Origin of the sequence: Arthrobacter sp. 9MFCol3.1, from assembly GCF_000620385.1 — a bacterium.
Taxonomy (GTDB): Bacteria; Actinomycetota; Actinomycetes; order Actinomycetales; family Micrococcaceae; genus Arthrobacter.
In genome coordinates this window covers 135,661-149,981 of sequence record NZ_JIBJ01000009.1, presented here as the reverse complement: position 1 = coordinate 149,981, position 14,321 = coordinate 135,661, and the positions used below count along the sequence as shown (strand labels likewise).

General features: G+C 69.7%; 10 protein-coding genes. 6 read left to right on the top strand and 4 right to left on the bottom strand.

The annotated features are described in order from the left end of the window. Positions 1-54: 54 nt before the first annotated feature. From C560_RS0111705 to C560_RS0111690, 4 genes are all read left to right on the top strand, one after another. A complete protein-coding gene (locus tag C560_RS0111705; RefSeq protein ID WP_026538348.1) occupies positions 55-1,158 on the top strand; it encodes a fatty acid desaturase family protein in 1,104 nt (367 codons plus the stop codon). Positions 1,159-1,319: 161 nt separating this feature from the next. After that, the gene (locus C560_RS0111700; protein ID WP_026538347.1) at positions 1,320-2,285 is read left to right on the top strand and encodes a quinone oxidoreductase family protein; all 966 of its coding nucleotides are present in this window, start codon (positions 1,320-1,322) and stop codon (positions 2,283-2,285) included. A gap of 96 nt (positions 2,286-2,381) precedes the next feature. Next, positions 2,382-6,314, top strand: a complete 3,933-nt coding sequence (locus C560_RS0111695; RefSeq protein WP_026538346.1) for a Pls/PosA family non-ribosomal peptide synthetase — start codon at positions 2,382-2,384, stop codon at positions 6,312-6,314. A 49-nt stretch (positions 6,315-6,363) separates the two neighbouring features. Then, entirely contained in the window at positions 6,364-7,788 is a 1,425-nt protein-coding gene (locus C560_RS0111690) for a M1 family metallopeptidase (RefSeq protein ID WP_018774422.1), read from the top strand. Between the two features lie 3 nt (positions 7,789-7,791). Here the strand turns inward: C560_RS0111690 and C560_RS0111685 are convergent, their stop codons facing one another. From C560_RS0111685 to pheS, 3 genes are read right to left on the bottom strand one after another with little or no spacing between them, the layout of a single operon-like run. Further along, on the bottom strand, positions 7,792-8,532 hold the full coding sequence (locus C560_RS0111685; RefSeq protein ID WP_026538345.1) for a 4'-phosphopantetheinyl transferase family protein: 741 nt from the start codon (positions 8,530-8,532) through the stop codon (positions 7,792-7,794). A 45-nt stretch (positions 8,533-8,577) separates the two neighbouring features. Then, a complete protein-coding gene (gene pheT, locus C560_RS0111680; protein ID WP_026538344.1) occupies positions 8,578-11,121 on the bottom strand; it encodes a phenylalanine--tRNA ligase subunit beta in 2,544 nt (847 codons plus the stop codon). 3 nt (positions 11,122-11,124) lie between these two features. Next, entirely contained in the window at positions 11,125-12,186 is a 1,062-nt protein-coding gene (gene pheS / locus C560_RS0111675; protein WP_026538343.1) for a phenylalanine--tRNA ligase subunit alpha, read from the bottom strand. A 260-nt stretch (positions 12,187-12,446) separates the two neighbouring features. Here pheS and C560_RS0111670 point away from each other — a divergent pair, with 260 nt between their 5' ends. Next, on the top strand, positions 12,447-12,908 hold the full coding sequence (locus C560_RS0111670) for a hypothetical protein (RefSeq protein WP_026538342.1): 462 nt from the start codon (positions 12,447-12,449) through the stop codon (positions 12,906-12,908). Position 12,909: 1 nt separating this feature from the next. Further along, positions 12,910-13,548, top strand: coding sequence for an SIMPL domain-containing protein (locus C560_RS0111665; protein WP_026538341.1), 639 nt, complete (start codon positions 12,910-12,912; stop codon positions 13,546-13,548). Between the two features lie 82 nt (positions 13,549-13,630). Here the strand turns inward: C560_RS0111665 and pcp are convergent, their stop codons facing one another. Next, positions 13,631-14,272, bottom strand: coding sequence for a pyroglutamyl-peptidase I (gene pcp, locus C560_RS0111660; protein ID WP_026538340.1), 642 nt, complete (start codon positions 14,270-14,272; stop codon positions 13,631-13,633). Positions 14,273-14,321 lie beyond the last annotated feature (49 nt).

Genomic DNA, 14,321 nt, shown 5'->3' with positions numbered 1-14,321 from the left:
GCTGCGAATGTCAGCTGCAGCGTTGCCCGTAACCGTGACGAGGCCAGCGCCCTAATGACCGCCACTTCCACCCTTCCCGCCGAAACGCAGGCGCGACCGACCTCGCGCGTCAGGCAGCCCAACGCCGTCGTCCTGAGCTATTCGGAACTCCTCAAGAGCGTCAAGACCGCCGGCCTCCTCGAACGTCGCGTCGGGTTCTACATCACGGTGTTCGCCAGCCTGGTGCTCCTGATGGCCGCCACCTGGTTCGGGTTCGCGCTGATCGGTGACAGCTGGTTCCAGCTCCTGATCGCCGCCGCCCTGGGCATCCTCTGCACGCAGTTGAGTTTCCTGGCCCACGAGGCCGGTCACCGGCAGATCTTCGCGTCCCGCCGCGCCAACGACTGGGCAGCACGTCTGCTCGCCACGTCCGTGGCCGGGATCAGCTACTCCTGGTGGGAGCAGAAGCACGGCGCGCACCACAACCACCCGAATGTCATCTCCAAGGACCCGGACATCGCACCCGGCCCCATCGCCTTCCACCCCGAAGCCGTAGCCGACCGCCAGGGACGCCTCGCGTTCCTGACCCGCAAGCAGGGCTGGTTCTTCTTCCCGCTCCTGTTCCTGGTTGGCCTGGGACTGCAGATCGATTCCGTGAAATTCATCGTCCGCCGGGCCAAGGTCACGCACCGCTGGGTCGAAATCCCGATTCTCGCGGTCCGGCTCAGCCTCCTGCCGGTCCTCGCGTTCACCTTCCTGCCGCTGGGCATGGCGTTCGCCTTCATCGGCGTCCAGCTGGCCGTGTTCGGTTTCTACATGGGCGCGTCCTTCGCGCCGAACCACAAGGGCATGCCGGTGCTCCCGGCGGACAGCCGGGTGGATTTCTTCAGCCGCCAGGTCCTGACGTCCCGGAACATCTCGGGCGGACGCTTCATGGACATCCTGCTCGGCGGCCTCAACCGCCAGGCCGAGCACCACCTCTTCCCGGACATGGCCCGCCCGCAGCTGCACCAGGCTGCCAAGATCGTCCGCGAGTACTGCGCCAAGCACCAGGTCCCGTACACGGAAACCACGCTGATGCAGTCATACGCCATCATTGTCCGCTACCTCAACGACGTCGGACTCGCCGCGGGCCGCCACTTCGAATGCCCGATGGCGACGGTCACCCGCCGCTACTAAAGGACGGACCACCGGCTGCCGCGCCGGTCCCGCCCTCCGGCCGACCTCAGCTCAACATCACGTGACGGCTGGTTACGGAACGCCCCTTCATGGTTACCGCCGGTGTCCCTAGGATGGACCCAGGGACCGGGACAGATTTCCCCGCCCGGAAAAGGAGCCACATGATGCACGCAATCGTCGCCCGCCAGGCCGGCGGCCCCGAGGTCCTCGAGCTCGACGAAACAGCCCGTCCCGTTCCCGGGCCCGGCCAGCTGCTCGTCAAGGTCGCCGCCGCGGGCGTGAACTTCATTGACACCTACAAGCGCAGCGGCGTCTACAAGGTCAGCTACCCCTTCACGCCCGGCACCGAAGCCGCAGGCACCGTGGAGGAGGTCGGCGACGCCGTCACCGGGTTCGCGCCCGGCGACCGGGTGGCCACGGCCGAGGGCGTTGACTGCTACGCCGGCTATGCACTCGTCGATGAGGACAAAGCCCTCCCGGTCCCCGACGGCCTGGACGATTTCACCGCCGCGGCGCTGCCGCTGCAAGGCGTGACGGCCCACTACCTGATCAATTCCACCTTCAAGGTCGAGTCCGGCCACACCGTCCTGCTCCACGCCGGCGCCGGCGGCGTGGGGCTCCTGATGATCCAGCTGCTCAAGGCCAGGGGCGCCAACGTCATCACCACCGTTTCGACAGACGCGAAAGAGCAGCTGGCCCGCGAAGCCGGCGCCGATCACGTGCTGCGCTATGACGGTTTCGCTGACCAGGTCCGGGATCTGACCAACGGCACCGGCGCGGACGTGGTGTACGACGGCGTCGGAAAAGACACGTTCGACGCCTCCATGGCGTCGCTGCGCATCCGGGGCATGCTGGTCCTCTTCGGCGCAGCGTCCGGCCCGGTCCCGCCGTTCGACCCGCAGCGGCTCAACGCCGGCGGCTCGCTGTACCTCACGCGGCCCACCATGGGCCACTACCTGCGCGACGCCCGGGAACGCCGCTGGCGCTCCGACGAAGTCTTTGCCGCCGCTGCCGAGGGCAGCCTGAAGGTCAGGATCGGCGCACGCTACCCTCTCGGCGAGGCATCCCGTGCCCACGAGGACCTTGAACAGCGCCGTACCACCGGCAAAGTCATCCTGGTTCCCTAAGCCGTATGGCAATACCATCCGTTCACCTCCTGCAGGGATAATGCGCCAGTGACCGAGCAACGACTGACCCCCAGTGAAGCCCCCGACGCCGGTGCGGTGCAGAGTCTTCCCGCTCCCCATCTCACCGTCCACGAGCCCCAGCTGCCGGGTGCACTCTCCGCCCCGCCGGAGCGGACGCTGATAGACATCCTCCGCAATACTGCCGCCCGGTACCCGGACGCTTCGGCACTCGACGACGGCCACCGTTCGCTCAGTTACGCCCAGCTCATGGACGAGGTCCGGGCCACGGCACGGAAACTGCACCTCGCCGGGCTCGGTGCCGGCGACAAGATCGGCGTCCGGATCCCGTCCGGCACCAACGAACTCTACGTCTCGATCCTGGCGGTGCTGCTGGTCGGTGCCGCCTATGTCCCCGTGGACGCCGACGATCCCGACGAGCGGGCAAAACTGGTCTTCGGGGAGGCACGGGTGGCCGGCATCCTCCGCGCCGGCGGGAAAATCGTCACGGACAGCAACCGCCCCCGCCCGTTCCCCGACGCGAGGCCGCCCGGCCCCGACGACGACGCATGGGTCATTTTCACGTCCGGCTCCACCGGCACCCCCAAGGGGGTCGCGGTCCAGCACCGCTCGGCCGCCGCCTTCGTGGACGCCGAGGCGCGCATCTTCCTGCAGGCCGATCCGGTGGGTCCGCAGGACCGGGTGCTGGCCGGCCTGTCCGTCGCCTTCGATGCCTCCTGCGAGGAAATGTGGCTTGCTTGGCGCCACGGCGCGTGCCTGGTTCCGGCACCCCGGGCGTTGGTGCGGACCGGCATGGACCTCGGCCCGTGGCTCATCAGCCACGGCATCACCGCGGTCTCCACCGTCCCCACGCTGGCAGCGCTCTGGCCCGTGGAGTCGCTGGAAAGTGTCCGGCTGCTGATCTTCGGCGGGGAGGCGTGCCCGCCGGACCTTGCCGAACGGCTCGCCGTCGAAGGACGCGAAGTCTGGAACACCTACGGGCCCACCGAGGCAACCGTGGTCGCGTGCGCCGCGCAGCTCGGCGCGCCCGGCCCCGTCCGGATCGGCCTGCCGCTGGACGGCTGGGACCTCGCCGTCGTCGACGCCGATTCGCTGCCCGTCGCCGAGGGCGCGGTGGGCGAACTGATCATCGGCGGCGTGGGGCTGGCCCGGTACCTTGACCCGGTCAAGGACGCGGAAAAATATGCCCCCATGCCGTCCCTGGGCTGGCCGCGCGCCTACCGCTCCGGCGACCTCGTCAAGTACGAGGCGGAAGGCCTCATTTTCCATGGCCGCGCCGATGAGCAGGTCAAGCTCGGCGGCCGCCGGATCGAGCTCGGCGAAATCGATGCCGCCCTGCAGTCCCTGCCGGATATCGCCGGCGCCGCCGCCGCCGTGCAGACCACCGCGGCCGGCAACCAGATCCTGGTCGGCTACCTTGCCGCCGTCTCGGGCCGGGACATCGACCTCGCGGCCGCCCGCGAACTGCTGGGCCAACGCCTGCCCGCGCCCCTCATTCCGCTGCTGACGCTTGTCGATTCGCTGCCGACCAAGACCAGCGGCAAGGTGGACCGCCATGCCCTGCCCTGGCCACTCAGCGGAACCGGAGCGGCCGAGGCCGAAGGTGCGCCGCTGAACCTGCCGGAGGACGCGCAGTGGATCGTGGAGCAGTGGAGCGCTGTCCTGGGGAGCCCGGTCACCAGCCTCGACGCCGACTTCTTCGCCTACGGCGGCGGCTCGCTGGCCGCCGCGCAGCTCGTGTCCGCCCTCCGAGTCCGCTATCCCACCATCACGGTGGCCGATATCTACGCGACACCACGGGTGGGCGCCCTGGTGGACGAGGCCCGCCAGTCGCTGCCTGAGGGCGGCGCCGTCGCTGCCCAGGAGCGCACGGTCCGGCCCACCGCGCGGAAGTCCCAGGCCTTCCAGACGCTCTTGGGCGTTCCCTTGCACATCCTGGTCGGCATGCGCTGGCTGACCTACCTGATGGCAGCCAACAACCTGCTGGCCGCCTTCGCCGGATTCAGCGCCGCGCCAACGATTTCATGGTGGTGGGTGGGCGCATCCTGGCTGGTCTTCGTCAGTCCCGCCGGGCGGATGCTGCTCTCCGTTGCCGCAGCCCGCATCCTGCTCCGCAACGTCGTGCCTGGCACCTATCCCCGGTCCGGGCAGGTGCACCTCCGGCTCTGGCTCGCGGAACAGATCCAGGACCTGGCCGGCGCCATCAGCCTCGCCAGCGCGCCCTGGGTGCCCTACTATGCGAAAGCTCTCGGGGCGAAGATCGGCGAGAATGTCCAGCTCCACTCGCTCCCGCCCGTCACCGGGCTGCTCACCCTCGGCGCAGGGTCCAATATCGAGCCCGAGGTCGATCTGTCCGGCTGGTGGATCGACGGCGACCGTGTCCACATCGGCGCCATCCGGATTGGCGCCGGCGCAAGCGTCGGGGCCCGCAGCACGCTGATGCCGGGCGCCACGGTGGGTGCCGGAGCTCAGGTGGAGCCGGGTTCCGCCGTGATCGGGAAGGTCAAGGCGGGCCAGCTCGTGGCCGGGTCGCCGGCCGAGCGCCGTGGCAAGGCCCGGCATTCGTGGCCGGACTCCCCTCCGGAGCACCGGCTGATGGGCCGGCTCTGGTTCGCCGGCTTCGCCGCCGCCTCTGCCATGCTGGCGCTCATCCCCTACGTCTCCGCCGCCGTCGCGGCCTTGGTGATCTTCGCGTTCATCCGGGGCAGTTCCTCCCTGGCCGCGGCGTTGCCCGGCATAGCACTCTCGATCCCGCTGGCCGCGCTGGCATGGTTCCTGACCAACCTGCTGCTGATCCTGGCCACGACGAGGCTCCTCAGCGTCGGCCTCGCGGAAGGCTACTACCGGGTCCGGAGCCGGATCGGATGGCAGGTGTGGGCGACCGAGCGAGTGCTGGACCTGGCCCGGGATCTGCTGTTCCCGATCTACGCAAGCCTCTTTACGCCGGTCTGGCTCCGGCTTCTCGGCGCCAAGGTCGGCCGCAACGTCGAGGCCTCGACTGTGCTGCTGATCCCGCGGATGACCACCGTGGGCGAAGGCGCGTTCCTGGCCGATGACACCATGGTGGCGTCCTACGAACTCGACGGCGGCTGGATGCACATAGCCCCGGCCAAGATCGGCAAGCGGTCCTTCCTGGGCAACTCGGGCATGACGGCGGCCGGGCGCAGCGTGCCCAAGAACTCCCTCGTCGCGGTGCTGTCCGCGACGCCGGCCAAGGCGAAGTCCGGCACCTCGTGGCTCGGCAGCCCGCCTGTGCGGCTGCGGCGCACCGCCATCGCCTCGGACGACACGCGGACCTACCAGCCGCCCCGGAAGCTGAAGGTTGCGCGCGCCCTGTGGGAGCTGTGCCGCTTCGTCCCGGTCATGCTGACAGTCGCAATCGCCGTCGGCGTGATGCTGGCGTTCGACGCGATGGCGACCCTCTTCAACTACGGAATCGCCGCCCTCCTGAGCGGGGTGGTGGTCCTGCTTGCCGGGGCGACGGCCGCGGGCAGTGCCGTCGTGGCCAAGTGGCTGCTGGTGGGCCGCATCCGCCCCGGCGAGCACCCGCTGTGGAGCTCCTTCATTTGGCGGAACGAGGTTGTGGACACATTCATTGAGATGGTCAGCGCCCCGTGGTTCGCGCGCGCTGCCACGGGGACACCGGCGCTGGTGTGGTGGCTGCGGGCACTTGGCGCGAAAATCGGTACCGGGACCTGGTGCGAAAGCTACTGGCTGCCGGAGGCGGACCTGGTCACCCTCGGCAGGAATTCGACCGTCAACCGCGGGTGCGTGGTCCAGACCCATCTGTTCCATGACCGTGTCATGAGCATCGACACTGTTACGCTCGATGACGGAGCCACCATGGGCCCGCACGGCGTCATCCTGCCGCAGGCCAGGATCGGCAGCGGCGGCACGGTGGGGCCGGCGTCCCTCGTCATGCGGGGCGAAACCGTCCCTGCCGGGACGTACTGGATGGGCAATCCGGTCAGCCCCTGGGACGGCCCGGCACCGCCCGCCGGGCCCCGTTAGGCCCGGCGCCTGCGCACGTCCACCAGCACCACAACCGAAGGTCCGTCCATTGAGCACCAGCGCACCAAGCAGCAGCGGCGCCGCCGCCCGCGGGGACATCAGCGGGGAAATCAGCCGCGAAATCAGCCGGGCCACCTCCCCGGAAGCCGGCGCCCCGGACCCCTATATGCCGGGCCATGGGACCAACGCCTACCGCGTCACCCGGTATGAACTCGATCTGGACTACCGGGTCAGCAGCAACCGCCTTGCCGGGCACGCCGTCCTGCACGCCATCACACAGCTCCCGACGTCGGCGATTGTCCTGGACCTGGCCGGTTTGCGGGCCACCAAGATCCAGCTCAACGGGCGCAGGGTGCGCCGGTTCACCCAGCGGGCAGAGCAGCTCGTCGTCTACCCCGACAACCCGCTGCTCGCCGCCGAGGCCTTCACCCTGGACATCCGCTACGAGGGCTACCCCGCGCCGCGCCGCGGCGTGTGGGGCGAAGTGGGCTGGGAAGAGCTCTCCGATGGTGTGCTGGTGGCCGGACAGCCCAACGGCGCAGCTTCCTGGTTTCCGTGCAATGACCACCCGCGGGACAAAGCGAGCTACCTCATCACGGTGACCACCGACGCGAACTACCGGGCCGTGTGCAACGGCGTGATGCTCTCCCGCACCAGCAGGGCCAGCCGCGAGACCTGGGTTTTTGAGCAGGCCGAACCCATGGCCACCTACCTGGCGACGGTCCAGATCGGCCGTTATGAGCTCCTGACGCTCAATGCCGAGCGGCCCTCAGGGCACGTTCCGCAGTATGTGGCCGTGCCGGCGTCGCTGCAGGCGGGCGCCCGGGCCGCCCTGGCCCGCCAGCCCGACATGATGCGGACCTTCACCAACTGCTTTGGGCCGTACCCGTTCCCGGAGTACACCGTGGTGGTCACCGACGACGTGCTGGAAATCCCGCTGGAGGCGCAGACACTGTCCATCCTGGGCCCCAACCATCTGCGGCAGGATTGGGAATCGCAGCGGATGATCGCCCATGAACTCGCCCACCAGTGGTTCGGGAACTCGCTCACCACCGCAACCTGGAAGGACATCTGGCTGCACGAGGGCTTTGCCTGCTACGCGGAATGGATCTGGTCTGAAGAGGCCGGCATCATGTCGGCGGCCGCCCGCGCGCGCGCCGCCTGGCGCAAGCTCTCCGCGGCCCCGCAGGACCTGATGGTGGGCGACCCGGGCCCGGAGCTGATGTTTGATGACCGGGTCTACAAACGCGGGGCCCTGGCCCTGCACGCCCTGCGGGTACGCTCCGGCGACCTGGCGTTCTTCGCCCTGCTGCACGACTGGACGGACCGCTTCCGCCACGGCACCGTGACGACCGCCGATTTCATCGTCGCGGCCGCCCACACCACGGGTCTGGACGCAGAGGCCCTGCTGCACCCCTGGCTGTTCGCCGACGCCCTCCCGCCGCTCCCGCAGGCAACGCCGCCCAAGCTCTGAGCACTATGGAATGACTGCGAGGGCGACGGCGGCCACGAGGTCCGCGGGCAGGCCCGTCTCTGCCGGCGGCAGGTCCCGGAGCCCGGCGCGGCCGTTCACCGTCGGCGCCAGCACGTCCAGGGTGTCCGGGGCCGTCTGCAGCCCGGTGCCCAGCATCTTGAGCCAGGCCTCCTTGCGCGCCCATAGGCGGGCCCTCCCCCGCAGCAGCGCGATGCCGTCCAGCCCGGCGAGGTGACGTTGTTCCGCCGGGGTCAACACGACGTCGTCGAACCCGTCGAAGTCCGCCCGGGCCGGATCCTCGGCGTCGATGCCCAGGCGCTGGCCCGGATCCGGGTCCACGACCCCGGCCAGAAGCGTCCAGCCGGCCGCGCGGGACAGGCTCAGCAGCAGCGGCACCGCCTCGCCCCGGAGCAGGTAGCCGGGCCGGCCGTGCGAGATGTCCGCGCCGGCGCCGCAGCGCGGACAGCTGTACCAGGCGGTGAGGTCCGACGCCGGAACGCCGAGCAGGCCGGCGGCGAACCGCCGTTGCGCGAGCCGTCCGGCCAGGAAGTCCTCCCTGGTCCGCGGGGTCATGGCCCTGGCCCGTACGAGCTCGGCCCCGTCCAGCAGGGAACGCGAGTCGCGTTCCAGCTGCAGTTCAGGGTGCAGGGCCGCGGCCCCGGGCACCCCCGGGTCGCCGGGAACACCAGGCTCGCCGGGAACGCGAAAGGGCGGGCAGGCACGCACAACAAGGTGTGATGCCATGACCCGCCCCTTCCAGCTACGTCTGCGCTGTGGCCAGCGCAGTTCTCAGCGCTGCACCGCTCCGAATCGTTCGTGGGCAGCGGCCACGGCACTTTCACGGGCCGCCGAGGCTTCGTCCGCCGTCAGGGTGCGGTCGTTGGCGCGGAAGCGCAGGCTGAACGCCAGCGACTTCTTGCCTTCCTCGATGCCCTTGCCTGCGTAGACGTCGAACAGCGCGACGTCTTCGAGCAGTTCGCCCGCGCCTTCACGCAGCGCAGCCAGCACCTCGCCCGCCGGGACGTCCTGCGCCACCACCAGCGCCACGTCCTGGGTGGCCACGGGGTACGTCGAGATGTGCCGGGCCACGATCACGTCGGCAGCGGCCTCGAAGAGGGCGTCGGCGTTCAATTCCAGCGCCACGGAACGGGCCGGCATGTCGTGCGCCGCCAGCAGCTTCGGGTGCAGCTCGCCGGCGTAGCCCACCACTTCGCCGGTGCGCAGTTCAAGCTGTGCTGCCCGGCCCGGGTGGAAGGCCTGATGCCGGCCCTGCGTGACCAGGACCTCGACGCCGAGCACGTCGCCGGCGATCCGGGCAATGTCCACCGCGTCCGCCCAGTCCCAGGCCCGCGGGGCGTGGCCCGGGGCGGCAGGAGAGTCGTGCCCCGTGAGCACGGCGGCGAGGTGCAGCGGCTGGTCCGGGACGCCGTCGTACAGGCCATCGAGCACCTCGTCGCTGGGCTTGACGCCGAGCGGCGGAATCGTGGCGGTGCCAAGCTTCTCGCCCGGCAGGAACACGAGCCCGGCCTCGAAGAGGGCGAGGTCGCGGAAGCCGCGGGAGTGGTTGCGCTTGGCCACCTCGATCAGGCCCGGCAGGACGGAGGTCCGCAGGAAGCCGTGCTCCTCGCTGATCGGGTTGGCCAGCTTGAGGGCCTTGCGCGCCGCACCCTCTTCGGGGACGCCGAAGGTGTCATTGGCGGCCTTCGAGACGAACGGGTACGCCAGCACCTCGGTGAGTCCGGCGTCGGCGAGGGCCTGGATCAGGCGGCGGCGCTGCTGCTGGACGCGGGTCAGGCCACGGCCCGGGGGCGCCACGGGCAGGGTCGCCGGGATCCTGTCGTAGCCGACCAGCCGGGCGATTTCCTCGGTGAGGTCATCCTTGGTTTCGAGGTCGTGGCGCCAGCTCGGGGCGGTCACCGTGTAGCCGCTGCCGGTCCTGGCAACGACGGCGCCGAGGTCCTCGAGCGAGGTCAGGATCTGTTCCTCGGTGAGGTCGATCCCGATCCGGGCGGCCGCGTGCTCTGCCGGCAGTTCGATGGTGACGGCGTCCGGTGCGGTCCCGACGTCGGTCCCGGCCTCGTCGGCCGTTCCTCCGGCGAGTTCGACCAGCAGGTCCACCACACGCTGGGCGGCCACGTCGGCCACCTGCCAGTCCACGCCGCGTTCGAAGCGCTTGGACGCCTCCGACGGCAGCTTGTGGCGGCGGCGCGCGCGGGCGATCGAGACCTCGTCGAAGTGCGCGGCCTCGACCAGGACGTTCGTGGTGGTGTCCGAGACTTCGGTGTGGGCGCCGCCCATGACGCCGGCGATTCCGATGGGGCCGGATTCGTCCGTGATCAGCAGATCCTCGACGTCGAGCGTGCGCTCCTTGTCGTCCAGGGTGGTGATCTTCTCCCCCGCCGTGGCACGCCGGACGACGATGTCGCCGGCCAGCTTGTCCAGGTCATAGCAGTGGTTCGGCTGCCCGAGCTCGAGCATGACGTAGTTGGAGATGTCCACCGGCAGCGAGATGGACCGGATGCCGGCGAGCCGGAGGCGGGAGGTCATCCACGGCGGGGTGGGCCGGGTGGCATCCACGCGGCGCACGGTGCGGGCCACGAAACGGTCGCAGCCGGGCTTGCCGTAGATGGGGGCGTCGTCGTTGAGCTTGACGCCGTAGCCGCCGGACAGCGCCGTCGGAACCTGGACCTTGGAGACCGGGTCCGTGAACGCGGTGCCGGTGGCGTGCGCGTATTCGCGGGCCGCGCCACGGATGGAGAACGCATACCCGCGGTCCGGCGTCACGTTGATTTCGGCGGCCTGGTCGTAGAGGCCCAAGAGCTCCATGGCGTCGGTTCCGATTTCGGGATCCAGCCCGATCCGGGACAGCACCAGGATGCCGTCGTGGTCCTCGCCGATGCCCAGTTCGCGCACGGAGGCGATCATGCCGGCGGAGAGGTGCCCGTAGGTCTTCCGCGCGGAAATGTGGAAGTCGCCCGGCAGCACGGCCCCCGGCAGGGTGACCACGACTTTGTCGCCTTCAACGAAGTTGTGGGCGCCGCAGATGATGCCCTGGACGCCGGAGGGGTCGATGCCGTCGCCGGTGAGGCTCTGCTGCTGGCCTTCGGGGACAACCCGGACCTGGCACCAGTTGATGGTCTTGCCGTTGGTCTGGGGTTCCTTGACGATGCTCAGCACCTGGCCCACCACGATCGGACCCCGGAGGGTATCCGTGGGGCGGTGGACTGCTTCTTCTTCAAAGCCGACCTTGACGAGCTCGGCCATGACGTCCTCGGCCGTTGCCCCGGCCGGTACCTGCGCGAATTCACGCAGCCAGGAAAGTGGGATACGCATTTCTTAGATCTCCATCCCGAAGTGCTCGCTGAAACGTACGTCGCCTTCGATCATGTCGCGCATGTCGCCGACCTCGTTGCGGAACATGAGGGTGCGTTCGATGCCCATGCCGAAGGCAAAGCCTGAATAGATGTCCGGGTCGATGCCGGCGGCGCGCAGGACATTGGCGTTGACCATGCCGCAGCCGCCCCACTCGATCCAGCTGGGGCCGCCCTTGGCGCCCGGGTGCCAGATATCGAGCTCCGCGGACGGCTCGGTGAACGGGAAGTAGTTGGGCCGTAGCCGGATCTGGGCTTCCGCGCCGAACATCTGGCGTGCAAAGTGCTCCAGGGTGCCGCGGAGGTCCGCCATGCTCAGCTTCTTGTCGATGGCCAGGCCCTCGAACTGGTGGAACACCGGGGTGTGCGTCGCGTCGAGCTCGTCCGTGCGGAACACCTTGCCCGGGCACAGCACATAAATGGGCAGCTCCCGTTCCAGCATGGAGCGGACCTGAACCGGCGAGGTGTGCGTGCGCATGAGCAGGTGGGCCTCGGGCGGCTCGACGAAGAACGTGTCCTGCATGTCGCGGGCGGGGTGGTCCGGCTTGAAGTTCAGGGCATCGAAGTTGAACCATTCGGATTCGACCTCGGGCCCCTCGGCGATTTCCCAGCCCATGCCGACAAAGATGTCCGCCACACGGTCCTGCAGCGTGGACAGCGGGTGGCGTGCACCGGCCGTGCGCCGGCGCGGCGCCGCCGTGACATCCACGGTCTCTTCGACGAGGATCCGCGCGTCGTTCTCGGCCTCGAGCGCGACCGTGCGGTCCGCGAGCGCCTTGTTGACCCGGCCCCGGGACGCGCCCATGAGCTTGCCGGCGGCGGCCTTCTGGTCCTTGGGCAGCGCGCCGATTTCACGGTTGGCGAGGCTCAGGGGGGACTTTTCGCCCGTGTGGGCGAGGCGCACGGCCTTGAGTTCATCGAGGGTCGCGGCAGCGGCGATGGCGGCAACGGCCTGGTCTACGGCGGCGGTAATGGCGGCTTCATCCAGAGGATTCGGGACGGCTGCGTCCGGCAAAGTTTCAGTCATCTACTGTTCTTAGCTACGAGTCGGATCATGCCAACAGCACGCGGCCGGGCACAGGGCGCGGCGCGGGTTCTCGGCAAGGCTTGTGGTCACTGTCCCCAGTCTAGTAGACGGCCGTCGGCGGCATGGCAACGGCCGTCTCTCACGTGACGCTGCGTCCCCGGCGGCCTCTGTGGACGCTGACGCCGGGGACATTCCCCGGGGCACGGGACATCCCGGCGGCCCCCCTGACCGCCGGGCACACCCCCGGCTACCATGGCCTCATGACGCCCGGACAACGGCTTCGCCAGATCGCCAACCTGCTCAACGGGTCCACCCTGCTGGGCCTGCTGCTGGCAGCCTGTGCGCGGACAACCGTCAACTCCGGTCCGCGCGGACTGCTGATCGCGGGCCGCTACCGCTGGCCGGTGCCGTTTGCTGCGGCCTTCACGGTGGGCAACGTGATCCTCTTCCGTGCCGGACCGGAATCCGCCCGCGCCAATCCAGTACTGCTGGGCCACGAGGAGCGCCACAGCACCCAATACGCCTGGTGCCTCGGGCTGCCGTTCCTGCCGCTGTACTTCATAGCCGCCGGCTGGTCCCTCTGGCGCACGGGCAACCCGGGCAGCGCCAACGTCTTCGAGCGCCACGCCGGACTGGAAGCGGGCGGCTACCCCCTGCCCGGGACCAGCCCACACACGCACCGCAGAACGGGCGTGACCGCCCCCGAACGTTACGAGGCCTGACATGACAGACAGCCCCCGAAGCATCTCCGTTGCAGGAACCGGCAGCGCCGAGGCGGTGCCGGACCTGCTGACCGTGTCGATCGGCGTTGAATGCCGCCGCGAGACCGTGGCCGAGGCCTACCGCGAGGCCGGAACACGATCGGCTGCCATCACGGCGGAGCTCCGGCAACACGGCGTGGACAGCGCCGACCTGTCCACCTCCGGGCTGAACGTCCGGGCCGAGCTGAACTGGCAGGATGGCCGGGGCCAGACCGTGACCGGCTATCTGGCCTCCAGCACGCTCACCGTCAGGATCCGCGAGTTGTCCGCGTCCTCCCAGATCCTCGCCGCGGCGGTTGCTGCCGGCGGCGACACCGTCCGGCTGAACGGTCTGACCCTGGGCTTCGCCGACTCCTCGGCCGTCGAGGCCCGTGCCCGGGAGGCCGCCTGGCAGGACGCCCGCACCACCGCGGAGCATTACGCCGCCCTCGCCGGTACCAGGCTGGGCAGGGTCCTGTCCCTCACCCAGCACACCGGCTTCCAGGCGCCGATCCCGGTGGCGAAGATGCAGCGGGAAGTGGCGGTGGCCTCACTGACCGTCGAGGCCGGCGAGTCGGGCGTCACCGCCACAGTCGGCGTCGTCTGGGAACTGCTGGACTGATTGTTTTGTAATGGTGGGAGCAGGTGTTTCCCGTCGCCGACGGCGGCCGCCCCCGGCTCGGGCGCCGGATGACCGGCTGGGGCTAGTGGGTTGCGCCGGCAGGGAGCTTGAGATCCGCCGTCGTCGCCAGGGCAGTGCGCACGACGACGGCGAGCGCCGCCGCCATCTGGGGGCCCGGCAGTGCAGGGGTGCTGCTCCCGGCCGGAAGCTGGGTGTCCGCGTAGGGGACGTGGACAAAGCCTCCCCTGGTGCCCGGGCGGAGCCGCAGGGCGTGCATGAGCGCGTAGAAGACATGGTTGCAAACATAGGTCCCTGCGCTCTGGGACACCTCAGCCGGGATCTGCTCTGCGGCCAAGGCCGCGAGCGCCGCTTTGACGGGCAGGGACGTGAAATAGGCTGCGGGTCCGCCCGGGACCACGGGTTCGTCCACGGGCTGGTTGCCGGCATTGTCCGGAATCCGGGCGTCATCACAATTGATGGCCACCCGTTCCAGCGAGATGCGCGCCCTCCCGCCGGCCTGGCCGGTGCACAGCACAAGCTCCGGCTGGAAGCGCTCGAGGGCCTCCGCCAGCACCGTGGCCGATTCGCCAAAGACGCAGGGCAATTCCACCGCCCGGACCTCCAGCCCGTCGGATTGGAGCAGCCGCGCGGCCGAACGGGCCGCGGCCCACGACGGATTGGCCGCATCGCCGCCAAATGGCTCGAACCCGGTCAGCAGAATCATCGCCCCAGCCTAGCAATGCGCACTTGTTGCGCCGCTGACTGCGCCGCCG

Coding starts and splice junctions, on each gene's coding strand:
- C560_RS0111705 (WP_026538348.1), top strand. CDS start 55: ATGACCGCCACTTCCACCCTTCCCGCCGAAACGCAGGCGCGACCGACC.
- C560_RS0111700 (WP_026538347.1), top strand. CDS start 1,320: ATGATGCACGCAATCGTCGCCCGCCAGGCCGGCGGCCCCGAGGTCCTC.
- C560_RS0111685 (WP_026538345.1), bottom strand. CDS start 8,532: ATGGCATCACACCTTGTTGTGCGTGCCTGCCCGCCCTTTCGCGTTCCC.
- pheT (WP_026538344.1), bottom strand. CDS start 11,121: ATGCGTATCCCACTTTCCTGGCTGCGTGAATTCGCGCAGGTACCGGCC.
- pheS (WP_026538343.1), bottom strand. CDS start 12,186: ATGACTGAAACTTTGCCGGACGCAGCCGTCCCGAATCCTCTGGATGAA.
- C560_RS0111670 (WP_026538342.1), top strand. CDS start 12,447: ATGACGCCCGGACAACGGCTTCGCCAGATCGCCAACCTGCTCAACGGG.
- C560_RS0111665 (WP_026538341.1), top strand. CDS start 12,910: ATGACAGACAGCCCCCGAAGCATCTCCGTTGCAGGAACCGGCAGCGCC.
- pcp (WP_026538340.1), bottom strand. CDS start 14,272: ATGATTCTGCTGACCGGGTTCGAGCCATTTGGCGGCGATGCGGCCAAT.